Source organism: Mycobacterium sp., assembly GCF_044223235.1.
Taxonomy (GTDB): Bacteria; Actinomycetota; Actinomycetes; order Mycobacteriales; family Mycobacteriaceae; genus Mycobacterium.
Window position 1 is genome coordinate 8332 of the sequence record NZ_JBGAME010000042.1, and the last position, 22045, is coordinate 30376.

Annotated in this window: 23 protein-coding genes; 13 read left to right on the plus strand and 10 right to left on the minus strand. The window is 66.5% G+C overall.

Annotation, left to right across the window (positions count from 1 at the left end):
- The first annotated feature begins 54 nt into the window (after positions 1–54).
- Positions 55–585 carry a gamma carbonic anhydrase family protein gene (locus ADBZ6K_RS25780; RefSeq protein ID WP_526352079.1) on the plus strand — a complete coding sequence of 177 codons (531 nt, stop codon included), beginning with the start codon at positions 55–57 and terminating at the stop codon, positions 583–585.
- A gap of 4 nt (positions 586–589) precedes the next feature.
- On the opposite strand, the gene ADBZ6K_RS25785 is transcribed toward ADBZ6K_RS25780, so the two are convergent.
- The gene (locus ADBZ6K_RS25785) at positions 590–2356 is read right to left on the minus strand and encodes a sigma-54-dependent Fis family transcriptional regulator (RefSeq protein ID WP_526352081.1); all 1767 of its coding nucleotides are present in this window, start codon (positions 2354–2356) and stop codon (positions 590–592) included.
- A gap of 281 nt (positions 2357–2637) precedes the next feature.
- Between ADBZ6K_RS25785 and ADBZ6K_RS25790 the strand changes: the two genes are divergently transcribed.
- The 8 genes from ADBZ6K_RS25790 to ADBZ6K_RS25825 all read left to right on the plus strand — a co-directional run bounded on the left by ADBZ6K_RS25790 (position 2638) and on the right by ADBZ6K_RS25825 (position 10818).
- Entirely contained in the window at positions 2638–4263 is a 1626-nt protein-coding gene (locus ADBZ6K_RS25790) for an aromatic/alkene/methane monooxygenase hydroxylase/oxygenase subunit alpha (RefSeq protein ID WP_526352083.1), read from the plus strand.
- Between the two features lie 108 nt (positions 4264–4371).
- Complete coding sequence (locus ADBZ6K_RS25795) at positions 4372–5415, plus strand: 2Fe-2S iron-sulfur cluster-binding protein (protein WP_526352085.1); 1044 nt, start codon at positions 4372–4374, stop codon at positions 5413–5415.
- Positions 5416–5463: 48 nt separating this feature from the next.
- Positions 5464–6594 carry a ferritin family protein gene (locus ADBZ6K_RS25800; RefSeq protein ID WP_526352087.1) on the plus strand — a complete coding sequence of 377 codons (1131 nt, stop codon included), beginning with the start codon at positions 5464–5466 and terminating at the stop codon, positions 6592–6594.
- 5 nt (positions 6595–6599) lie between these two features.
- Entirely contained in the window at positions 6600–6935 is a 336-nt protein-coding gene (gene mimD / locus ADBZ6K_RS25805) for a propane 2-monooxygenase effector subunit MimD (RefSeq protein WP_526352121.1), read from the plus strand.
- Between the two features lie 85 nt (positions 6936–7020).
- Complete coding sequence (locus ADBZ6K_RS25810; protein ID WP_526352089.1) at positions 7021–7560, plus strand: iron-sulfur cluster assembly protein; 540 nt, start codon at positions 7021–7023, stop codon at positions 7558–7560.
- A 44-nt stretch (positions 7561–7604) separates the two neighbouring features.
- Positions 7605–9254: a chaperonin GroEL gene (groL, locus tag ADBZ6K_RS25815; protein WP_526352091.1), complete on the plus strand. Its 1650-nt coding sequence runs from the start codon at positions 7605–7607 to the stop codon at positions 9252–9254.
- A gap of 163 nt (positions 9255–9417) precedes the next feature.
- Positions 9418–10458, plus strand: a complete 1041-nt coding sequence (locus tag ADBZ6K_RS25820) for a zinc-dependent alcohol dehydrogenase family protein (RefSeq protein WP_526352093.1) — start codon at positions 9418–9420, stop codon at positions 10456–10458.
- 24 nt (positions 10459–10482) lie between these two features.
- Complete coding sequence (locus tag ADBZ6K_RS25825) at positions 10483–10818, plus strand: putative quinol monooxygenase (RefSeq protein WP_526352095.1); 336 nt, start codon at positions 10483–10485, stop codon at positions 10816–10818.
- Between the two features lie 115 nt (positions 10819–10933).
- Here the strand turns inward: ADBZ6K_RS25825 and ADBZ6K_RS25830 are convergent, their stop codons facing one another.
- Positions 10934–13255, minus strand: a complete 2322-nt coding sequence (locus ADBZ6K_RS25830) for a thiamine pyrophosphate-binding protein (protein WP_526352097.1) — start codon at positions 13253–13255, stop codon at positions 10934–10936.
- A 164-nt stretch (positions 13256–13419) separates the two neighbouring features.
- On the opposite strand from ADBZ6K_RS25830, the gene ADBZ6K_RS25835 reads away from it, so the two are divergent.
- The gene (locus ADBZ6K_RS25835) at positions 13420–13884 is read left to right on the plus strand and encodes an Lrp/AsnC family transcriptional regulator (RefSeq protein WP_526352099.1); all 465 of its coding nucleotides are present in this window, start codon (positions 13420–13422) and stop codon (positions 13882–13884) included.
- A 10-nt stretch (positions 13885–13894) separates the two neighbouring features.
- Here the strand turns inward: ADBZ6K_RS25835 and ADBZ6K_RS25840 are convergent, their stop codons facing one another.
- On the minus strand, positions 13895–14545 hold the full coding sequence (locus ADBZ6K_RS25840) for a hypothetical protein (protein ID WP_526352101.1): 651 nt from the start codon (positions 14543–14545) through the stop codon (positions 13895–13897).
- A 154-nt stretch (positions 14546–14699) separates the two neighbouring features.
- Between ADBZ6K_RS25840 and ADBZ6K_RS25845 the strand changes: the two genes are divergently transcribed.
- Positions 14700–15968, plus strand: a complete 1269-nt coding sequence (locus tag ADBZ6K_RS25845; protein ID WP_526352103.1) for an MFS transporter — start codon at positions 14700–14702, stop codon at positions 15966–15968.
- Positions 15969–15991: 23 nt separating this feature from the next.
- Entirely contained in the window at positions 15992–16585 is a 594-nt protein-coding gene (locus ADBZ6K_RS25850; protein ID WP_526352106.1) for a TetR/AcrR family transcriptional regulator, read from the plus strand.
- A gap of 102 nt (positions 16586–16687) precedes the next feature.
- Here the strand turns inward: ADBZ6K_RS25850 and ADBZ6K_RS25855 are convergent, their stop codons facing one another.
- Positions 16688–17401, minus strand: coding sequence for an LpqN/LpqT family lipoprotein (locus ADBZ6K_RS25855; protein ID WP_526352108.1), 714 nt, complete (start codon positions 17399–17401; stop codon positions 16688–16690).
- Between the two features lie 51 nt (positions 17402–17452).
- On the opposite strand from ADBZ6K_RS25855, the gene ADBZ6K_RS25860 reads away from it, so the two are divergent.
- The gene (locus ADBZ6K_RS25860; RefSeq protein ID WP_526352110.1) at positions 17453–17857 is read left to right on the plus strand and encodes a VOC family protein; all 405 of its coding nucleotides are present in this window, start codon (positions 17453–17455) and stop codon (positions 17855–17857) included.
- Here ADBZ6K_RS25860 and ADBZ6K_RS25865 read toward each other — a convergent pair.
- From ADBZ6K_RS25865 to ADBZ6K_RS25890, 6 genes are all read right to left on the minus strand, one after another.
- Positions 17785–18525 (minus strand): helix-turn-helix domain-containing protein, encoded by a 741-nt coding sequence (locus ADBZ6K_RS25865; protein WP_526352113.1) that lies wholly within the window; start codon positions 18523–18525, stop codon positions 17785–17787. The two genes, ADBZ6K_RS25860 and ADBZ6K_RS25865, sit on opposite strands and share 73 nt — an antisense overlap.
- 190 nt (positions 18526–18715) lie before the next feature.
- Entirely contained in the window at positions 18716–20182 is a 1467-nt protein-coding gene (locus tag ADBZ6K_RS25870; protein ID WP_526352115.1) for an alpha,alpha-trehalose-phosphate synthase (UDP-forming), read from the minus strand.
- A gap of 24 nt (positions 20183–20206) precedes the next feature.
- Positions 20207–20371: a hypothetical protein gene (locus tag ADBZ6K_RS25875; protein WP_526352117.1), complete on the minus strand. Its 165-nt coding sequence runs from the start codon at positions 20369–20371 to the stop codon at positions 20207–20209.
- 47 nt (positions 20372–20418) lie between these two features.
- Positions 20419–20802, minus strand: a complete 384-nt coding sequence (locus tag ADBZ6K_RS25880; protein ID WP_526352123.1) for an intersectin-EH binding protein Ibp1 — start codon at positions 20800–20802, stop codon at positions 20419–20421.
- A 135-nt stretch (positions 20803–20937) separates the two neighbouring features.
- Complete coding sequence (locus ADBZ6K_RS25885; RefSeq protein ID WP_526352125.1) at positions 20938–21291, minus strand: intersectin-EH binding protein Ibp1; 354 nt, start codon at positions 21289–21291, stop codon at positions 20938–20940.
- 193 nt (positions 21292–21484) lie between these two features.
- Positions 21485–21832, minus strand: coding sequence for an intersectin-EH binding protein Ibp1 (locus ADBZ6K_RS25890; RefSeq protein ID WP_526352119.1), 348 nt, complete (start codon positions 21830–21832; stop codon positions 21485–21487).
- Positions 21833–22045 lie beyond the last annotated feature (213 nt).

The following is a 22045-nucleotide window of genomic DNA, read 5'->3' on the forward strand; positions in this document are numbered from 1 at the left end:
TGGTCCCGCGCACGTGAGGAGCGAAAAATGGTCCCGCGCACGTGAGGAGCGGATATGCCTGTCTACTCGTTTGAGGGTCGGTCACCGGTGGTCGACCCTGGCGCGTTCATCGCCCCCACCGCGGTCCTCGTCGGCGAGGTCCACGTCGAGGCCGGCGCGTCGATCTGGTTCAACGTCGTGATCCGAGCCGACTTCGCCCCCATCGTCGTCCGCGAGGGCGCCAACGTTCAGGACGGCAGTGTGCTGCACGCCCCGCCGGGCATCCCGGTCGACGTCGGTCCCGGCGCCACGATCGCGCATGGCTGCGTCATCCACGGGGCGCACATCGGTGCGCAGGCGTTGATCGCCAACCACGTCACTCTGCTGGACGGCGCGGTGGTCGGCGTACGCAGCCTGGTCGCCGCCCACTCATTGGTGATCGGCGGCACGCAGATTCCTGACGAGGTCGTGGTGGCGGGCTCGCCCGCGACGATTCGCGGGCCCATCGCCGGTACCGGCGCCGAGACCTGGGTCAATACGAATCCCGCTGTGTATCAACACCTCGCGCAACGCTATCGGGACGGGCTCGGTAACGCGGCGCCGTAGCGCGTCAGGCGATACCGAACTCCTTGATCTTGCGGTAGATGGTGGCGCGTGACATGCCGAGTGCCTCCGCGGCGTCGGACTTGCTGCCACCGTTCTCCCGCAGGCTGCGCACGATCGCGTCGCGTTCCAACGACTCCAGCTGCGTCAGTCTGCGCCGTGCCAGCGACCGGCACTCGGCGGGCAGCTTGTCGGCACCAATGGTGCCCGAGCGCTGCAGTGCCACGGTTTCGGACAGCACCTTTCGCAGCTGAGCGACGTTACCGGGCCAGGGCAGCTTGTTGAGCTGGCGCATCGCGTCGGGACCCAGCCGGACACCGGCCCCGCGGGTCAACTCCCTCAGCAATTGGGGCACCAGATCGTCGAGGTCTTCGAGCCGATGCCGTAGCGCGGGAACGCTGACGGTATGGGTGAAGAACGGCAGCACCAGGATGTCGACGAGTGGCGAGCGCGCCTCGACGCCCATCGTCGCAGCAATCCAGCCGTGCCCGGCGCGGGTCTGCAGCAGGGTCGCCAGCGGTTCCAGTACGTGGTCGCCGAGCTCGTCGATATTGGCGATCACCACCGCGAAGTCGCCGCTCTCGGTCTCGGCTTCCAGCTCGGCGACGAACTCGTCGGCGCCGAGGAAATCGTCGTGGCGAAAAACGCGCACGGTGCGCTCCGGGCTGACATGTTGCGCCACGGCCTGTCCGAGCCGCGTGCGCCCGGAGCCCGTCTCGCCCTGGATGACCACCCACTCGCGCTCCCGGTAGCACCGGTCGACCTGTTGGCAACATCGCCGCCAGGAACTGCTGCGGCCCGCGAGGCGCGGAATTGCCGGCAGTGCCACCGGACTCACTGTGGCCTGCCGATCGGCGGACTGCACATACACGTGGAATACGACGTTGTCCTGGCGGCTGCGTGTGATGACCTGCTCCGCCGCCGACACACGTACCGTGCTGCCGCTCGGCAGGGTGGCCACCGCCGTTGTCGTGTGCAAGGTCCGGGCCAGCTCGGCGGCGTGATCCAACAAGGCCGCCTGGTCACCCGCGTTGAGGGCCTGCCGCAGGAACAGGTTCATCAGCACCACGTCGCCGCCGATCGCCAGAACCCCGCCCGGGTAGCGGCGGCTCTGCTTGAGGTACGCGTCCAGCAGCGCGGTCTCGGTCTCGTTCTTCATCGCGCTCAGCCGATCCTCGATCTGACTGCCTGCGCTCTTGGCCAGGACGAACAGCAGGGGATCGGATTGGCTGGCCCAGCAGGTCAGGTCGACGACGCCGAGCACCTTGCGGCTGATGGGGTCTCGGATTGGCGAACCCGCACATGCCAGCCTGCCCAGCGCGCCCACGTAGTGTTCGCTGCCGCGGATGAACGTGGGCGACCCCGTTTCCAGTGTCGTGCCGATGCCGTTGGTGCCGGTGAACTCCTCGGCGTAGCTGTAACCGCGCGCAAGCCGGACATCGTCGAGCACCCGCTGGATCGTCGAATCCGGCGCGATCCGCTCGAGCACCACACCGTCGGCGGATGTCAGGACCACGCTGACGGCCTGCGACGCGAGATCGTTGGCGATCCGACGCAGCACCGGCGCCGCCGCATGGGTCAGCGGGGTGTCGGTGTCGGGATCGCGGACGTACGGCAGATCGACGCGGTCGGGATGGACGTGCAGGGCCTGTGATCGGCGCCAGGACTTCAGTACACCGGCGGTGATGGCGCTGGTATCCAGCGCACCCGCGAGAAACAGCTCCCTCGCCTGCCGGACGTCCACCGCGATGTGGCCGTCGGGGTCATTCGCCACTGGCTGTCACCTCGGTTCCGTCTGCTGCTCGGCGGGCGCACGCGTCCACTTGCCGACAGAAGAGGGTCGTGCGATGGCTGCACTCGCAGGCTAGACCCGTTCAGTGTGACCTGCGTCTCAAATTGAGAATACCTCGCGCCGGGCTGCGGCTTGCCCGGCTTCCCGCACCGATGTGACCTGCGTCTCATAGTGAGACGGTCGAGTGCGATGGCACGCGGTTGCATTCGAAGTGCATCGTCCGCCCGCCGGCACGGTGTCGGCTTGCAACCAGGAGGCGCACTTTGAGTAGGCAAAGCCTGACCAAGGCTCATGCGAAGATCACCGAACTTTCGTGGGAACCGACGTTCGCGACACCGGCCACCAGGTTCGGTACCGATTACACCTTCGAGAAGGCCCCGAAGAAGGACCCGCTGAAGCAGATCATGCGGTCCTACTTCCCGATGGAAGAAGAGAAGGACAACCGCGTCTTCGGAGCGATGGACGGGGCGATCCGCGGCAACATGTTCCGCCAGGTGCAGCAGCGCTGGCTGGAATGGCAGAAACTGTTCCTGTCGATCATCCCGTTCCCCGAGATCTCGGCCGCCAGGGCCATGCCGATGGCTATCGACGCGGTACCCAACCCGGAGATCCACAACGGCCTGGCCGTGCAGATGATCGACGAGGTCCGTCACTCGACGATCCAGATGAACCTCAAAAAGCTCTACATGAACAACTACATCGATCCGGCCGGCTTCGACATCACGGAGAAGGCGTTCGCGAACAACTACGCGGGCACGATCGGACGGCAGTTCGGCGAGGGTTTCATCACCGGTGACGCGATCACCGCGGCCAACGTGTACCTGACCGTGGTCGCCGAGACGGCGTTCACCAACACACTGTTCGTGGCCATGCCCGACGAAGCGGCCGCCAACGGCGATTACCTGCTGCCGACCGTGTTCCACTCGGTGCAGTCCGACGAGTCGCGGCACATCTCCAACGGGTACTCCATCCTTCTGATGGCGCTGGCCGACGAACGCAATCGTCCGTTGCTCGAGCGCGACCTGCGCTACGCATGGTGGAACAACCACTGCGTGGTGGACGCCGCGATCGGCACCTTCATCGAGTACGGCACCAAGGACCGCCGCAAGGATCGGGAGAGCTACGCCGAGATGTGGCGGCGGTGGATCTATGACGACTATTACCGCAGCTACCTGTTGCCGCTGGAGAAGTACGGCCTGACCATCCCGCACGATCTGGTCGAGGAAGCGTGGAAGCGCATCGTCGACAAGTTCTACGTGCACCGGGTCGCGCAGTTCTTCGCCACCGGCTGGCCGGTCAACTACTGGCGCATCGACGCCATGACCGACAAGGACTTCGAGTGGTTCGAAGCGAAGTATCCCGGCTGGTACAACGAGTTCGGCAAGTGGTGGGAGGACTACAACAGGCTGGCATACCCCGGCCGTAACAAGCCGATCGCGTTCGAGGACGTCGGCTACACCTACCCGCAGCGCTGCTGGACGTGCATGGTGCCGTGCCTCATCCGCGAGGACACCGTGCTGGACAAGGTCGACGACCAGTGGCGGACCTACTGCTCGGAGACCTGCCACTGGACCGACGCGACCGCGTTCCGCAGCGAGTACGAGGGCAGGCCGACGCCGAATATGGGTCGGCTCACCGGGTTCCGCGAGTGGGAGACGCTGCACCATGGCAAGGATCTGGCCGACATCATCTCGGATCTGGGTTATGTGCGCGACGACGGGAAGACGCTCATCCCACAACCACACCTGGATCTGGACCCGGCCAAGATGTGGACGTTGGACGATGTCAGGGGCAACGTGTTCAACAGCCCGAACATTCTGCTGAACGAGATGAGTGACGAAGAGCGCGAAGCGTACATCACCGCGTATCGCGCCAACGCACTCGCCTGAGCGCCGTCTGGGATCCCAACCATCACCCGCCTCCGGTGGGTGGTGCCGTGACGATCCGGCATCACCCACCGGGATCCACGTCTGACCACCGAACAAGAGGGGTTCACTGTGGCCGAAACGCACCGCATCAACTTCGAGCCAGTCGACCTCGAAATGGAAGTCCGCGAGGATGAGAACATCCTTGACGCCGCCTTCCGGCAGGGCATCCATCTCATGCACGGCTGTCGCGAGGGCCGGTGCTCGGCTTGCAAGTCCTACCTGCTCGACGGCGACGTCCAGATGGACAACTATTCGACGTTCGCCTGCAACGACGCCGAGGTCGACGAGGGTTATGTGCTGCTATGCCGGTCACATGCGTTCAGCGACTGCACAATCGAGCTGCTGAACTTCGACGAGGACGAACTGCTCGGCGGTGTGCCGATCCAGGATGTCCGCACCCGGGTGGTCGCTGTCGAACCCATGACGCGCGACATCGTCTCCCTGAAACTGGAGGCGGTGGAGCCGGCCACGTTCGACTTCAAGCCGGGGCAGTACGCCGACATCCACATCCCGGGCAGCGAGGAGCACCGGTCGTTCTCGATGGCGACCACCCAATCCACGCCGGGTCAGGTCGAGTTCCTGATCAAGAAGTACCCCGGCGGCAAGTTCTCCGGGCTGCTCGACGATGGCATCAAGGCGGGCGATGAGTTGACGCTGACGGGTCCGTACGGCACGTCGACGCTCAAGGACGGCCACGTGTTACCGGTCGTGTGTGTCGCGGGCGGTGCGGGCATGGCGCCGATTCTGGCCATCCTGCGGCACCTGAGCGAGACCTCCAGCAGGCGGCCGGTGCGGTTCTACTACGGTGCCCGCACCGCCGCCGACCTGTTCTATCTCGACGAGATCGCCCAGCTCGGTAAGGGATTGGTGGACTTCCGGTTCGTGGCCTGCCTGTCGGAATCGATGGAGGGCACGCTGCCGGACGGATTCGCGATCGAGGAAGGGTTCGTCACCGACATCGTCGCTCGTCATGAGAGCGACATCACCAAGACGGAGGTCTACCTGTGCGGTCCGCCGCCGATGGTGGATGCCGCGATGGTAATGCTTGAATCCCGTTCCGTACCAAAAGATCAGGTGTTCTACGACAGTTTCACCAGCCCAATTTTCGATTGAGACCAATCCAAACCGTTTGCAGCCCAGAGAGAAACAGAAAGGTTAGCAATGTCTGCACCTGAGCAGTCCCCCGTCGCTACGCTCGCCCCGCCAAAGCAGCGTAGCTTCCCCAAGATCGAGTTCACCGACTCGGAGGCGGGCGCGCTGGAGTTCCCTAGTTCCAAGAGCCGCAAGTACTCCTACTACAAGCCGGCCAAGCTGCGTTCGACGATGTACGAGGACGTCACCATCGACGTGCAGCCCGATCCCGATCGGCATCTCACTCAGGGCTGGATCTACGGCTTCGGTGACGGACCGGGCGGATACCCGCAGGAGTGGACAGTAGCCCGGTCGGCGAACTGGCATGCCTTCCTGGACCCTAACGAGGAGTGGGAGCAGACGATCTACCGCAACAATGCTGCGGTCGTGCGCCAGGTGGACCTGTGTCTACAAAACGCCAAGAGAGCCCGGGCCTATGACGGCTGGAACACCCCCTGGCTCAAGTTCCTCGAACGCCATCTCGGCGCGTGGATGCATGCCGAGCACGGCATGGCGCTACACGTGTTCACCTCCATCCAGCGCTCCGGCCCCACCAACATGATCAACAACGCCGTCGCCGTCAATGCCGCGCACAAGCTGCGCTTCGCACAGGACCTGGCGTTGTTCAACCTGGACCTCTCCGAAGCGAACGAAGAATTCGACGGCCAGGCGCACCGGGAGACCTGGCGGTCGGCGCCGGAGTGGCAGCCCGCCCGCGAGGTGGTCGAACGTCTCACCGCCGTCGGTGACTGGTGCGAGCTGCTGTTCGCGACCAACGTGGTGTTCGAACAGCTCGTCGGTCAGCTGTTCCGCAGCGAGTTGGTGATGCAGATCGCCGCCCGCAACGGCGATTACATCACCCCGACGATCGTCGGCACCGGTGAGAACGACTACGACCGGGACCTGGGTTACACCCGAGCCCTGTTCCGGATGCTGTCCCGCGACGAGCAGTTCGGCGAAGCCAACAAGGCGCTTTTCGCGGACTGGATGGCGATCTGGGTACCCCGGTGCCTGGAGGCTGCCCGCGCCCTTCAACCGTTGTGGAGTCAGCCGGCCGAAAAAGTGGTGACGTTCGCCACCAGCCTCGATCATGCCAAGGCGAAGTTCGCAGCCGTGCTCGGCGACATTGACCTCGAAACCCCCAAGGAGCTGGACAAGTGACAACGATGCAGTTCGGATCAGCCACCGCAGTCTCCAACATGTGCGGTGTCACGTTGATGAACACCCCCGTCGGGCGCGTTGTCGCCGATGTGATGGGCGCGAAGGAGGGCGTGGAGCTCACCGAGTACCCGTCGATGATCCGGGTCGATGGGCAGCGGCTGCTCGACTTCGACTATGACGAGATCACCGACGCACTCGGCGAGGAGTTCGACGGTTCGATCTTCGAGGAGATCAGCTCCACCCACTACGGGCGGATGGTCCACCTCGACGACCGGACCCTGTTGTTCGCGAATCCTGAAGACGCCGCCGAGTACATCGGATTCGACCTGACCGTCAAGTGATCCCTGCGGTGAAGCAGCCCGACCGAGAAGGATTCCGGATGTATCAGGAGACCACGCAGCGGGTCATGCTGTGACTCTCGCAGTGGTGTCAGTCGAAGCGGTCGATTCGGCGATCCTGGCGGCGTTGTCCACCGTCACGGATCCCGAATCCGGCCGGCCCATCACCGAATTGGGCTTCGTCCGTTCGGTTCTCGCCGATAGCGACGGTGTCACCGTGCACCTGCGGATGCCTGCGGGGTTCTGCTCGCCCGACTTCGCCTGCCTGATGGCCTCCGACGCGCAGGACGCCCTGTCCGGCGTCGAGGGCATCGGGGGCATGGGGGAGGTCCGGGTCGTTCTGGACGGCCACCACGACAGCGAGAGGACCTTACTGCGCAGGGCGCACATCGCGGCGGTGCAGCGGTGCGTCGCGGCGATGATCCGGCGGGGTTTGGTGGCGCCCGGTGACGTCCACTTGCTCACGCTGCGGGATCTGCCCGCGGGAAGGGAGACGGCGGCGCTGCTGCGCCGCCGCTTCGCCCTCGGGTTCAGCATGTGCCCCAACGGGCGGGTGCTGGTCGACGACGAGGGCCATCCGCTGGTGGCCGAGGACGTGCTCCGGATGCGGGCCGCTCTGCTGTCATGACCGCGAACGTGCATCACACAACACCACGAGAGGAAACGTAAACCATGGCAAAGGAGCTGCGGTACAACACCGAAGCCCGTGCTCGGCTCGAGCACGGTGTCAATGCGCTGGCCGACGCGGTGAAGGTGACGCTGGGCCCGAAGGGGCGAAACGCCGTGCTGGAGAAGCTGACCGGTCCGCCCACGATCACCAACGACGGGGTGACCATCGCGCGGGAGATCCAGCTGGCCGACCCGTTCGCCAACATGGGCGCTCAGTTGGTCAAGGAAGTCGCGATGAAGACCAACGGCGTGGTCGGCGACGGAACGACCACCGCCACCGTGCTCGCCCAGGCGATGGTGCGGGAGGGTTTACGCGCCGTCGACGCGGGCGCCAATCCGATGCGGGTGCGCCGCGGCATCGAGCGCACCGTGCCGGTGGTGCTGCGTGCACTGGCCGACAATGCGGTGTCGGTCAGCGGCCGCAGCGATCTGCTGCGCATCGCCAGCCTGGCCGCCAGCGACGACGAGGCGATCGGCGAGGTCATCACGCGCGCGGTGGAACACGTCGGTGAGTCGGGCGTGGTTACCACCGAGGAGAGCGACGCGCTCGGCCTGGCCGTCGACGTCGTCGACGGCATCGAGTTCGACCACGGCTACATCTCCGCCTACATGGTCACCAATCCGGAACGCATGGAGGCCGTGCTGGAGAACCCGGTGATCCTGTTGACGAACAAGAAGATCACCGCGGTGCAGGAGATCATGCCGACGATCGAGGCGGCGAAGCGCGCGGACCGTCCGCTGGTCGTGCTCGCCGAGGACGTCGACGGCCCCGCACTTCAGCTGCTGGTCGGGGGCAACATGCACAAGACCATGCAATCGGTGGTGGTGCGCGCGCCCGGATTCGGGCATCGCCGCATCGCCGAACTGGAAGACCTTGCCGTTGCGCTGGGCGGGCATGTGATAGCCAAGGACACCGGTATCGAACTCTCGGAGGTGTCGCGCGAACATCTGGGTTCCTGCGACCGCATCACCGTCACCGAGAACGAGACCACCATCGTCGGTGCCCACGGGGACCAGTCTCTGGTCAATGCCCGCGTGAAACAGCTTGAGGCGCAACATGAGCGGGCCAGGATAGACGCCGACCGGGACAGCATCGAACTGCGTATCGCCCGCCTGACCGGGCGGGTCGCGGTGATCCGGGTCGGTGGGGCCACCAGCGTGGAACTCAAGGAACGCATGCTGCGGGTCGAGGATGCGCTGGCCGCCACCCGGGCGGCGGTGGAGGCGGGCATCGTCTCCGGCGGCGGGACCGCGCTGGCCCAGGCGCATCGCGCGCTTGCCGATCTCGACCTGCCCGGCGACGAGGCGATCGGCACGCAGGTGGTGCGGCGTGCCCTGGCCGAACCGTTGCGCTGGATCGCGCTCAACGCCGGGTTCGAGGGTGACGACGTCGTGCGGATCGTCGAGGACCTGCCACTGGGGCACGGGTTCAACGCGCTCTCCGGTGAGTACGGCGACATGTTCGACGAGGGTGTCATCGACCCACTCAAGGTCACCCGGGCCGCGCTGGAGAGCGCGGCATCGATCGCCGCGCTGCTGATCACGACGGAGACGGCGATCGTCGAGCAGGTGATGGTCAATCCCGGTGCGATCATCGCGCCCGGTTTCGGTGATCTCGCCGAGGGCATGGTGCGTCCGTCGAATATTTACTGAGGCATCTACTGAAGACATCTACTGAAGACATCTATTGAGACATCAGTGTTGGTCTTTCCCCCGAGAAGAGCACACCGATCGCCGCACGAGGCCCCGCCAGGCCGCGGCGATCGGTGTGTCTCCCTTTTTCACGTACGCGTTTGTCCCACAGGGAGGTTGAGAAGTGAAAGCTCTGGTCTATCGCGGTAGCGGGCAGCGGTCCTGGGAGTCGGTGCCGGACGCGGCGATCCAGCAGCCCACGGACGTGGTGGTGCACGTCGATGCCGTCACGATCTGCGGTACCGATCTGCACATCCTCAAAGGTGACGTTCCCACGGTGACCCCGGGGCGGATCCTCGGCCATGAGGCGCTGGGCACGGTGGTCGAGGTCGGTTCGTCGGTTCAGCGGGTGAAGGTCGGCGACCGGGTCCTGGTTTCTTGTATCAGCGCCTGCGGCAGTTGCCGCTACTGTCGTGAACGAGCCTACGGCCAGTGCCGTGGCGGTGGCGGCTGGATATTGGGGCATCTGATCGACGGCACGCAGGCCGAACTCGTGCGGGTGCCGTTCGCGGACAACTCGACCTACAAGATCCCCGACGGGGTCAGCGACGAGCAGATGATCCTGCTGGCCGATATCCTGCCGACGGCGTACGAGGTGGGCGTGCTCAACGGAACCGTGCGCCCCGCCGACGTGGTCGCGATCGTCGGCGCGGGGCCGATCGGACTTGCTGCCGTCCTGACCGCGAAACTGTTCAGCCCCAGTCACATTGTGGCGATCGACCGGGCGGACACCCGGCTGGAAGCGGCGCTCAAGCTCGGCGCGCACGCGGTGGTCAACCCCGATCGCGACGACGCCGCGGCCATAATCGCCGAACTCACCGGCGGGCTGGGCGCCGACGTCACGATGGAGGCGGTCGGGATCCCGCCGACGTTCGACCTGGCGGTGTCGCTGGTGCGTCCCGGCGGCCACGTCGCGAACATCGGGGTGCACGGCGCGCCAGTCACGCTGCATCTGGAGGACCTGTGGATCAAGAATCTCACCCTGACCACGGGCCTCGTCGACACCTACTCCACATCCACGCTGATCGATCTGGTCGCCAGTCACCAACTCGACACGTCGTCGATGATCACCCACCGGTTCAGGCTCGACGAGTTCGAGGCGGCCTACGACGTGTTCGCGAAGGCGGCCGACACGGGTGCACTGAAGGTTCTGGTCAGCGCGTGACCATCAAGTGAAAGGACATCGCACATGATCTTCATCGTGGTCAAGTTCAACGTCGCGCCGGAGTACGCCGACGAGTGGATCGCCAGGACAAGGGAATTCACCGCGGCCACCCGCGCCGAGCCGGGCAACCTGTGGTACGACTGGTCCCGCAGCGTCGAGAACCCCAACGAGTTCGTCCTGGTGGAGGCGTTCCGGGACCAGGACGCCGGCGTCGCCCACGTCACGGCCCCGCATTTCCAGGCCGGCCTTGATGCCATGCGCCCGGCGCTGACCAGGACGCCGCAGATCATCCACACCGTCATCGACGCCGACGGCTGGTCGACCATGGGCGAACTGGAGATCGAATCGGTCGCCATCTAGTGCTCGCTCCGCGCCAATCCCCGCACTCTCCCCGCGCCGAATGTACGGAAGTTATACCTGTTTCACGAGATGACGGGTGAACAACCGTACATTCGGCGTGGAGGGGTGGATCGGCTCAGACCAGATCGAGCGCAGCGCTGACGATCGCGTCGGTGTCGATGCCGTGCCACCGGTACACATCCTGTAGCGAGCCGACCCGCCCGAACTGGGTGACGCCCAGCGACCGGTGGGCGACCCTGTTGATCGACGGCAGGAACGACAAGGCGTGCGGATGGCCGTCGAGCACGGTCACCAGCGGCGGTGCCTTCTCGGCCGGGAACACCTGGTCGAGGATCCACGTCGGCGAGTCGCCCCGGCCCTGCCGTGCCCGCACCGCGTCGAACAGCAGGCCGGGGCTGGTCACGCAGATCACCTCGGCGTCGATGCCGCTGTGCGCCAGCCGATCCGATGCTTGCAACGCCTCCGTCACGGTGGCGCCCATCGCGACGATCGACACGGCGGGCCGCGGATGGGGGCGCAACGTGTACGCCCCGGCGACGACCTGCCTGCGCCTGCGCTCCCTGGCGGCGGAATCGCCGGGCAGCCCTGCCAACTCCTGATGGACCGGCCGCGTCGACAGCCGCAGGTATGCCGAGCGGCCGCCTGCCCGGCCCAGCTGGGCCAGGCAGTGCAGCAGGATCCACTCGACCTCGACGGCGAACGCGGGTTCGTAGGACACCAGCCCGGGCTGCTCGATGCCGATCGACGGCGTCTTGATGGACTGGTGCGCGCCGCCCTCGGCCGCCAGCGTCACCCCGGCGGGAGTGCCGACGAGGATCGACTGCCCACCGGCGTAGATGCCGAAGGACCATGGCTCAAGGGCGCGTTCGACGAACGGGTCGTACAACACCCCGATCGGCATCAGCGGTTCGCCCCAGCGGCTCCAGGTGGCGCCCAGCTCACCGAGCAGGCTCACGAGGTTCGTTTCGGCGATGCCCAGCTCGATGTGTTGGCCGGAGGGTCGCTCGCGCCAGTGCATGATCGTTTCGGCGTCGTCGTCGAACCAGTTGCGCCGCTCGGAGGGTGACCACACCCCGACCTTGTTGAGCCAGCCCGCGAGGTTGGTCGTCGAGCTCACATCCGGGCTCACCGTCACCACACGCCGCGCGACGTCAGGTGCCTCGCGGGTGAGGTCCAGCAGCGTGCGGCCGAGCGCGGCCTGTGTTGTGGTCACCGCCAGCGGATGCCTGCCGATGTCGGTGGGCACCGCCGGCGGGGTGACGGCCGCGTCGGGGTGCCTGCGCAGCCGCTCCCTGGCCGCGAGGCAGATCCGGCCCGCCTCGCTCTCGGGGGCGAAGCGAGTCCACGGGTGGGCGCTGTCCATTCCGAGCCTCTCGGCCAGTTCGCCGAACTGCTCCTTGCTCAGCAGCGACGAATGGTTTTGCGGGTGCCCCTGGATCGGCAGACCGTGACCCTTGATGGTGTAGGCGATGATCACCGTCGGGCGGCTGTCGTCGATCTGGGCGAACGCCTCGCGCAGGGCGTCGAGATCGTGCCCGCCGAGGTTGGCGATCGCCTTCACCAGCACCTCGTCGGCCAGGCCGGCGATGAGCTCGGTGATCGCCGCGGCATCGGGTCCGTCGCCGGGCAACCGCGACCGCAATTCGGTTGCGGTGCAGCGCAGCAGGCGCTGGTACTCGGGGTTGGGCATATCCAGGATGCGCCTGCGCAGCTGCGGACCGCCGTCCCGGGTGAACAGGTCCTCCAACAGTTTGCCGAATTTGACGTCGATCACCTGCCAGCCCGCCGCGGAGAACATCGCCGCCAGCCGCCCCGCGGCGATATTGGGGACCACCCGGTCGAGCGATTGGCGGTTCATGTCGATGATCCACACGATCTCGCCCAGTTCGGCCACCGAGGGATCGAGGATCGCCTCCCACACCGCGCCCTCATCCAGTTCGGCGTCACCGACCAGCGAGTACTGTCTGCCGGCACCGGCCTTGCCGAACGCGGTGCCGACGTAGCGCCTGGCGATGGCGCCCCAAATCGGCGCTGTCGCACCGATTCCGACTGATCCGGTGGAGTAGTCGACGGGGTCGGGATCCTTGGTGCGGCTCGGATAGCTCTGCAGCCCGTTGAACTCCCGCAGTCGCGGCAGGTAGCTTTCGTCGAGTTCGCCCAGCAGGTAGTTGATCGCGTGCATGACCGGGGACGCGTGTGGCTTGACCGCCACCCGGTCGTCCGCGGTGAGGTGCTCGAAGTACAGCGACGTCATGATCGAGACGATCGAGGCGCACGAGGCCTGATGTCCGCCCACCTTCAGTCCGCTGGGGTTGGGCCTGACGTGGTTGGCGTGATGGATCATCGCGGTCGCCAGCCACAGCACGTGATCGCCGATCTCCTGTAATGCCCCGGTCGTTTCGACCGTGCCGGCGCCCTCCGTGTAGCGGGTCGACATGATGTTCCCTTCGAACAAAGCTCAAAGAGCTTGAAAATACGCGGCGAACCGTGCATAAGTGTTAGTCAAGGGCACCACCGATAGAACTTTCGCGCAAGCGCCAATATCTCTGATGTGCATAGTGCGCAACTTCTGCGGTCGATACGGGCAGGAAGGTCACCAGAATGGCAACACCGATCGCGGACTCGATCGACGCTCGATTGCTGCGCGCGCTGAAACGAGATGCGCGCGCGACGACGATCGCGCTCGCCGAGGAGATGAACGTCTCCCGCAACACCGTGCAGGCGCGCCTCGCGCGTCTGGAACAACGCGGCGCACTGCTGCCGTTCGATCGGAGGATCGACCCGGCATTCCTCGGCTATCCGATGCAGGCGGTGGTGCTCACCCGGGTCAAACAGCGGATGCTCGACGAGGTGGCTGCCGCGCTCACGCAGGTACCCGAGGTCATCGAGGTGCAGGGGTTGAGCGGATCGGTCGATCTCCTGGTTCGTGTGGTGGCCCGTGAAGCCGACGACCTCTACCGCATCGCCGGCCAGATCCTCGACATCAGAGGTGTGCGCCGCACCCGTACGGCACTGGTTATGCGCGGGCTCGTCGACTACCGGCTCGCGCAGCTCATCCGCGACTGAGTTGTCCCGACTACTCGGATTCGGGCAGGCCGACCCGCAGCGCGATCTGCTGCATCTTTCCGATCGCGGTCACGAACTGATCCGTGGTGACATCGCCGGGAGCGCTGTCGAACTCCAGCCGGACGAGCGCGGGTCCCTGGGTGAACAGCAGCAGCGTGACCGCCTTGGTGCCGTCCGGCGAGGTGCCGGAAATCACCGTGCCGTCGGTCCCGACCGGGGAGGGGCTGGGCGTGCCGCCATTGACCATGGTGTTGATCGTCGCGGCGGCCTGACGCAGGGTTGCCGACGCGGTTTCTGCGTTGGGATACACGACGAACGTGTTGGCGATCGCCCGGGTGTCGTCGGTGTTGACGAACAAGGCGCTCGCCCCGGGTAGCCCGTTGGGGTTCTCGCTCTCCGAACGGACCGCGAAGGTGTCCTCCGTGTCGCTGAGTTCGCCCGCCGTGATGAGCAGGCGGCTGAAGTCCACCGCTTGCTCTTCCTGGCTGGTCGGCACGATGGGCGCACTCGAGGTCGACGGCGGCGGGCTGCCGAAACGCGCTGCCGGCGTGAGTTCGGTCGAGCCGCAGGCGGTGGCCGTGAGCGTGACGAGGACGGCGAGGGTGGCGGCGAAGGCGGCGGGGTTTCGGGTCTTGTGGCGTGTGCAGGCGTTGCGAGACAAACTGATCAGGGCTTCTGGTGGGGCGGTTTGGTGGACGACGCGTCCGCCGTCAACACTACGCGAGCGGTGGCGTCTGCGGGGGCCCCGGTGAGACTGCGGAATCCCCGCCAGCCGATATAGTGGACACGATGTTCACAAAGCGCTGGTCCGCGGCGTGACGGTCGCCTCCACCCGGGCCGAACCGGAACGGTCGAACGTCCGTGACAGCCGCGGTTGGCTTTGTGTGGCGGCCGCCACATTCGCGATCGCTTGGGGCGGAAACGAATTCACCCCGCTTCTGGTGATGTATCGCACTCAGGACACTTTTTCCGCCGTGACTGTGGACGCCCTGTTGTTCGCCTATGTGCTCGGCATCGTCCCGGCGTTGCTCATCGGAGGACCGCTGTCGGACCGGTTCGGCCGCCGCCCGCTCATGCTCCCTGCGCCGCTGTTCGGTGCCGCCGGCTCGCTGGTCCTTGCGCTCGGTGCGGATTCGGCACCGGTCCTGGCGATCGGCCGGGTGCTCAGCGGCGTGTCGCTGGGACTGGCGATGGCGGTGGGCGGTAGCTGGATCAAGGAATTGTCGGCGCCGCCATGGGGCAGGGGCGACGGCGGAGCGCGTCGTGCCGCGATGGGCCTCACCGCGGGGTTCGGTGCGGGTGCGGGCGCGGCCGGAGTCCTGGCGCAATGGGCGCCCTGGCCGACGGCATTGGCGTACGTGGTCAACATCGTGCTGTTACTGGCCGCGGGAGCGCTGCTGGTGGCCGCGCCGGAAACCCGCGAACGCCAGACCGACCAGGGACCTTTCCAGGGGCCTTACCCGCGGCCTTGGTGGACCGACCTGACCATCCCGGCGGCCGGACATCGGCGCTTCCTGCTCGTGGTCGTGCCCGTCGCCCCCTGGGTCTTCGGGGCGGCCGCATCCGCCTACGCGGTGATGCCCGCCCTGATGTCCGACCACGCGCGGCGGGCGCCGATCGCCTTCTCCGCGTTGTTGTGTGTGGTCACCCTCGGCTGCGGCTTCGTCATCCAGTCGGTCGGCAGGCGCATCGACGCGCCCGGCGGCGTGCGTGCCGTGGTGGTCGCGCTGGCGCTGCTGGTGGTGGGCATGGTGATCGCATCGTGGGCCGCTAGGAACCTCTCGGTGTGGTGGGCACTCGCCGCGGCTGCGGTGCTGGGTTGCGGCTACGGGATTGCGCTGGTCGCGGGACTGCAGGAGGTGCAACGCATCGCCACGCCCGCAGACCTCGCGGGCCTGACCGCGGTGTTCTACAGCGTCAGCTACCTGGGCTTCGCGGTTCCCGCGGTGCTGGCGGTACTGGCGCGCACGTGGCCGGATCTGCTCACTTACCCGGTGATGTTCGCTGCCGGGGCCGCGGCGGCGGTCGCGTGCCTGGTGATCGTGGTGCTCGGACACCGTGCGCACCGGCCAGCGCTGGTGTGACGTGACACACATATCCTGAACGGGTGGTCGCCGAGAAGCTTTCAAACCGCCGCGGCAGGCCACGCAGCGTCGCGGTGCGTGATGCCGTGCTCAGCGCCGCCGCCGAATTGGCGCTGGACGGCGGACCCGCCGCGGCCACGGTGGACGCCATCGCCAAACGGGCCGAGGTCAGCCGCACCACGATCTACAAGTGGTGGCCGTCGGCTGCGGCGATCGTGCTGGAAGGCCTGTTGGACGACGTGCGGGATTCGATCGTGCGCCCACCGGGCAGCACGTCCCTGGAGGCCCTCAGCCATCACGTGCGGTCGCTGAACTCGATTCTGACCGACCCGGCCGTCGGGCCGTTGTTGCGCAACGTGATCGCGGCGTCCTCGTCGGATCCGGCGATCGCCCGCGCTCTGATCGAGCGGTGGGTCGCACCCCGCCGCGACGCCATCACCGGCATCCTGCGCGAGGCCGCCGCGGGTGGTGAGATCCCGGCAGGCGCCGACATCGAGGTGATGGTCGACGCGATGGTCTCGCCGCCGTACTACCGGCTGGTGCTCGGCCTGGCCCCGCTCGACGACGACGACGTCGACCGGCTCACCACCACGGTGTGGCGCGGCTGCCGAGGCTGAACCGGACGGATCAGCGCGGGAGTTTGGCGTTCGACACGGCGGGGTGCACGAAGGCCACCGGCGTCAGCTTACGACGAACGAAGGCCGTCGAGGATCGGGACGCTAGCTGCCCGTCGTGATCACTGTCGAGGTGTCTACCAGATCCGTTGCGGCGGTGACTATTCGGCTTTGTTCCTGAAGTCCGTCTGAGTTGAGCTGAAGAATGTAGGTCCCGTCGGCGGCGCTGATCACCGCCGTGGTCTGCGCGATGATCTTCGTCTGCGCATCCTGCACCCAGATGCCACTGAGCCGGTAGGACGGGTAGCCCGCCAGGGTTGCCGGACGGCCCTCGTCGATGGGTTCATAGCCGGGCAGGTTGCGCAGCTCACCCGACGCCAGGTCGAGGATGGTCTGCGGGTCGGCGTCACCGCTGAGCCGGGACAGCAGCGCAACGACGCTCGGGGTGTACCGCGACGCCTCGGGTCCGGTGTAGGTGATGGCGTCGTAGGCCCAGTCGGGGGTGTCGTGACCCGCGTACGTCCAGCCGTCCGGGAGGGGAAGGTCGACGGTGGGCGAACCGGGGTCCCCGCGCCGCACCGGGGTGTCGGTGATTCCGTTGCTCTGGAAATAGGTCGCGATCGTGGGATGGGCGCCGCCATCGCGAGATACGACCCCAGGTGGTGCCGTTGTGTCGCCAGCCGGTTGGGTGCCCGATCCGCAACCGGACAGCCCCAGGCACAGCGCCGCCGCCAAGGTCGCCGCGCCGATCACCGAGGAGCCCACCGCCACCTCCCGCCGGCCGGTGGTGCGCTGTCGACGTTGTCCCGGCTTGTCCACGCTGTCCGAAACCTTCAAGACCACCCCAGCCGGTGAGCCTAGCGTTTAGCCATGGACATTCGCCTGACATCCACCGTCGTCGAGATCGTCACGAGCGACCTCAAGAGATCGGTTGAGTTCTACCGGTTACTGGGCTTGCCCGTGCCAGATCCGGACGGCCCGCATCTCGCAGTGACACTGCCCGGCGGGAACACGCTGGCGTTCGACACGGAGGAGGTGATGGCCGGGATGCATCCGGGCTGGACGCCACCGTCGTCAGCGGGGCGGATGGCGATCGCGTTCGGAGTTGCAAGCCCATCGGACGTCGATGCGATGTTCCGCATCGTGACGGACGCCGGGCACCGGGGCACGCTGCCCCCGTTCGACGCGCCGTGGGGGATGCGCTATGCGACGGTGGAGGATCCCGACGGTGTCTCGGTGGATCTATTCGCGCCGTCCCACTCGGAGCCGGGCTGAGCTGACCGAATTGCCGACGGTGTGACACCGGCGAACTCACGCACTTCCCGGTGCAGGTGCGGCTGATCAGCGTAGCCCGCCCGGGCGGCCACCTCGCCCGGCGGGAGGCCGGCGGCGAGCAGCCGGGCGGCGCGGCGAAACCGCAGGATCCGCCGAAGCGTCGTCGGTCCGTACCCGTACACGGCCGCGCACTGGCGCTGCATCGTGCGTTTTGACCAGCCAATGTCGTCGGCCACGGCCGACACCGAGGCGCCGGTGCCGAGACGTCGGGTGACGTGGCCCAGCTGTCCCAAAGACCAGGGTGCGGTGTATGTGGACGGCGAGCATGCCGCGAGCCAGACTGCCGTCTCGACAAGGGGCCGGCGCGGCCCGACGATTCGCAGGTCGTCGAGCGGCACCCGCCGGTCGAGCAGCGTGGACGCCGGAACACCGATCAGCCGGGGCAGCACCCCGGGACGGAATCGCAGACCGGCGATGGGTTCTGCGCCACGGTGCGCGACGGACACCGTGGTGTCTGGCCCCGCGACCACCAGGCCGCCGTGCATCTGGATGAGATCCATGCACCCGTCCGGCAATACCCGCACCGGCGCTTCGGGCCCGTCGACAACCCATTCGCACTCGACGAGCGGCCGCAGCACCTCCGGTGGCGGGAACTCGCGGTAGCCCACTCGGCCAGGCTACCGCCGGTGGTCAGTCGGTGCGCTCCGCGGAGACCGGTGATCCACCGGGACTAGAGGTATTCATTCATGTCGTCTCCATCGTCTGTGTCAGCTCGGTCATCTCGCGCCGACGACCTGGATCGACGAGTGGTCACCGGAGGACTGTCGGCAGGTGGCTGATCGGTTACACCACACGGATCTAGAAGCCGTTGGCGGAGGCGGACGAGGGGCTGCGCTGTGCGCTCGACGTGGATGCGAGTGCGTCGAGGAACGATCGGGCCCAGCGGTCGACATCCTGGGCAAGCACCTGCCGCCGCAGGGCCCTCATCCTGCGTCTGCCCTCCTCGGGGGTCTGATCCAGCGCGGCTTCGATGGCGTCCTTGACGCCGTCGATGTTATGCGGATTGATCAGATAAGCCTGGCGGAGTTCCGCTGCGGCACCGGTGAATTCACTCAGCACCAGGGCGCCCCCGAGATCGCTGCGACAGGCCACGTACTCCTTGGCGACGAGGTTCATCCCGTCGCGTAACGGGGTGACCAGCATGACGTCGGCCGCGACGTAGAACGCGATCAACTCATCGCGGGGAACCGGGCGGTGAAGGTAGTGCACGACCGGGTGACCGACCTCACCATATTCGCCGTTGATATGGCCGACCTGCCGCTCGATGTCCTGCCGCATCTGCTTGTAGCTCTCGACGCGCTCGCGGCTCGGCGTGGCCAGCTGCACCAGCACGGTGTCGTCCCGTTTGATCCGGTGGTCTTCGAGCAGCTCGGCGAAGGCGCGCAGCCGGACGTCGATACCCTTCGTATAGTCCAGCCGGTCGACACCGAGCAGGACCTTGCGCGGATTGCCGAGCTCGTGGCGGATCTCCCGCGCCCGCTGGCGGATGCTGCGATTTCGCGCCCTGCCGTCGAGTTCGGCCGAGTCGATGGAGATCGGGAAGGCTCCGACCGTGACAGTACGGAATCCGATCTGAACCTCCCCGAACCGGGACCGGACACCCACCGATGCCCGTGAGGTGTTCGCACCGACGAGGCGTCGGGACAGGTAGAGGAAGTTCTGCGCCCCTCCTGGCAGGTGGAAGCCGACCAGGTCGGCGCCGAGCAGCCCCTCGATGACCTCCGTACGCCACGGCATCTGCATGAACAGTTCCACCGGTGGGAACGGGATGTGCAAGAAGAAACCGATGACGAGGTCGGGCCTCAGCGTCCGGAGCATCTTGGGTACCAGCTGTAGCTGGTAGTCCTGGATCCAGACGGTCGCGCCGGGCGCCGCCGCCTTGGCTGTCGCCTCGGCGAATCGCCGGTTGACGGCGACATAGCAATCCCACCACTCGCGGTGGTAGAGGGGCTTGACGATCAGGTCGTGATACAGCGGCCACAGGGTGGCGTTCGAGAACCCCTCGTAGTACTTGCCGACCTCATCGGCAGACAGGCTCACCGGGTAGAGCTGGAGGTCATCCTCAAGGATCGGATCTTCATCTGCGTCCGGCACGCCGGGCCAGCCGATCCACGCGCCGCGGCGGCGGCGAAGCAACGGCTCCAGAGCGGTGACCAGGCCACCCGGACTGCGCTTCCAGGTCGACGTGCCATCAGGCAGACGCTCCAAGTCGATCGGCAGCCTGTTGGCCACCACCACGAATTCGGAGTCTCCGGAGTCGGCCATTCCCTGGCCGTCCCCCGGAGTCACTCACGCCTCTTGTTTCGCCGGTCCGATACCGAGCATGGACAGGAAGACCCGGCACTCATCGGCATCGGTCGCATACGCCGCGACTACCCGCCTGGCCTGGCTTGCCGTGCTGTCGGCCAGGGGTTCGACGTCGCCGATTTCGGCGTGATCAGATTTTGCAGGCATAGGACAACTGTAGGCGACGCTGCAGCACCCGGGTCCGCCCCCCGCGACTAGGCGTTGCGTCCGTCGCCGAAAGTCACCTGCGGTGTCGCCGCGGGGCCCATGGCCTGGTTTTCCTCCGACAGGCCGATGCACTGTCCCGTGTTGGCGCCGGTGCACGGAATCCCGTCGACGGCCGGCAGGTCGGGGTTGCCCGGGATGGGGCTGAACGAGCCGCCGGAGTTGGGCACAGGGCCCGAGTTCGGCACGGTGTGCGGAACGCAGACGCCCGTGTACAGGTCCTCTTCTTCGCCCGTCGGGCATGACTGAGCCAACGGGGCAAACGTGGCCTGCGCCGGGGTGGCGACGACGGCGACCACAGGCGCGGCGGCCGCGGCGACCGCGAATCCGCCGGCAAAGATCAGGCGTCGGGCTGAGAACTGGAAGGTCGCCATCGTCACGCTTTCTGTAGTTATTGACGGTTCGTCGGCATGGATTCTATGGAAGCTGAATGAGTTCTGCACACGTTCTACTACTTCCCTGGGAGCGTGCCCGGGGAAGTAATGGGCCCATCGCATCCGGTGGTCGGGCTACGGGCTGGAGCTGATGGTCGAGCGCGGAATGGCGGGAGGGCCTTCCGACTGAGCCTCTTCGGCGAGACCGATGCACTGTCCGGCATTGCCGCCCGTGCAGGGCACGCCGTCGATCTCGGGGATATCCGGGTTGCCGAGTGGCGTCGAGAACGGCGAATTCGGCACCAGGAACGGGGTGCACGTCGTGGTGTAGATGTCTTCTTCCTCACCGCCGCTGCATCCGGCCGCCAGCGAAGCCGGCGCCTCGTGCACGGGCAAAGCGATGGCGGCGACGGCTGGGGCTGCGGCCACCGCCACCGCGAACCCACCAGCAAAGATGAGTCGTCGTACCGAGATCCGGTGTATCGCCATCGCCACGCTTTCTGCCGTCGGTTGGTTTCCGGGCCAGTTCCGCATCGGTTGCATTCTAGGAACGCTGAAAGGAATCTGCATGCAATCCAATCAGTTCCTGAGAGCAAACTCACCTCGAGCGCAGCGTCCAGGCATTACACAGCCGAGGCGCCCATTCGGGCGCCTCGGCTGGTGTCGGTTCGAATCGAGCAGGCTAGGGGCTGGAGCTGACCGAAGACCTCGGTGAGACACCTGGTTCACCCTGCTCCTCGGACAGGCCGATGCACTGCCCGGTGTTGGCGCCGGTGCACGGGATGCCGTTGACCTCGGGAAGCCCACCGCTCGGCGCGACGGGAACCTCCGGCGAATTCGGCACCACATCGGGGACACAGGTTCCGGTGAACAGATCTTCGGTCTCGCCGGACGGGCACGCGGCCAGCGCGGGTCCCGCGCCACCATCGGACGGGACGGCGAACGCGGCAACTGCCGGCGCCGCCGCCACCGCGGCGACGAATCCACCGGCGAGGATCAGCCGTCGTGCTGAGAACGGAAACTTCGACATCGTCGTACCTTCTGTAGGTCGTTTCTGTAAGTTTGCTGAACATCAGGCTCATCGCGGTGTCTGCATTGCGCGCAGTCTAGATCGCCTATGTCAAGAATACGCTTACTCAAGGGAAATGATGTTCGCAAGCCCGCCGCCGCGGGGCATGAGTGTCTTGTCTGTGGAGCTGCTTGAGAGTTGCTGTGCTACAGCTGTCCGAGCCGGGGGTGGGGC

Coding starts and splice junctions, on each gene's coding strand:
- groL (WP_526352091.1), top strand. CDS start 7,605: ATGGCAAAGGAGCTGCGGTACAACACCGAAGCCCGTGCTCGGCTCGAG.
- mimD (WP_526352121.1), top strand. CDS start 6,600: ATGCAGTTCGGATCAGCCACCGCAGTCTCCAACATGTGCGGTGTCACG.
- ADBZ6K_RS25830 (WP_526352097.1), bottom strand. CDS start 13,255: ATGTCGACCCGCTACACGGAGGGCGCCGGCACGGTCGAAACGACCGGG.
- ADBZ6K_RS25780 (WP_526352079.1), top strand. CDS start 55: ATGCCTGTCTACTCGTTTGAGGGTCGGTCACCGGTGGTCGACCCTGGC.
- ADBZ6K_RS25885 (WP_526352125.1), bottom strand. CDS start 21,291: ATGGCGATACACCGGATCTCGGTACGACGACTCATCTTTGCTGGTGGG.
- ADBZ6K_RS25880 (WP_526352123.1), bottom strand. CDS start 20,802: ATGGCGACCTTCCAGTTCTCAGCCCGACGCCTGATCTTTGCCGGCGGA.
- ADBZ6K_RS25875 (WP_526352117.1), bottom strand. CDS start 20,371: ATGCCTGCAAAATCTGATCACGCCGAAATCGGCGACGTCGAACCCCTG.
- ADBZ6K_RS25800 (WP_526352087.1), top strand. CDS start 5,464: ATGTCTGCACCTGAGCAGTCCCCCGTCGCTACGCTCGCCCCGCCAAAG.
- ADBZ6K_RS25835 (WP_526352099.1), top strand. CDS start 13,420: ATGGCAACACCGATCGCGGACTCGATCGACGCTCGATTGCTGCGCGCG.
- ADBZ6K_RS25890 (WP_526352119.1), bottom strand. CDS start 21,832: ATGTCGAAGTTTCCGTTCTCAGCACGACGGCTGATCCTCGCCGGTGGA.
- ADBZ6K_RS25870 (WP_526352115.1), bottom strand. CDS start 20,182: ATGGCCGACTCCGGAGACTCCGAATTCGTGGTGGTGGCCAACAGGCTG.
- ADBZ6K_RS25860 (WP_526352110.1), top strand. CDS start 17,453: ATGGACATTCGCCTGACATCCACCGTCGTCGAGATCGTCACGAGCGAC.
- ADBZ6K_RS25825 (WP_526352095.1), top strand. CDS start 10,483: ATGATCTTCATCGTGGTCAAGTTCAACGTCGCGCCGGAGTACGCCGAC.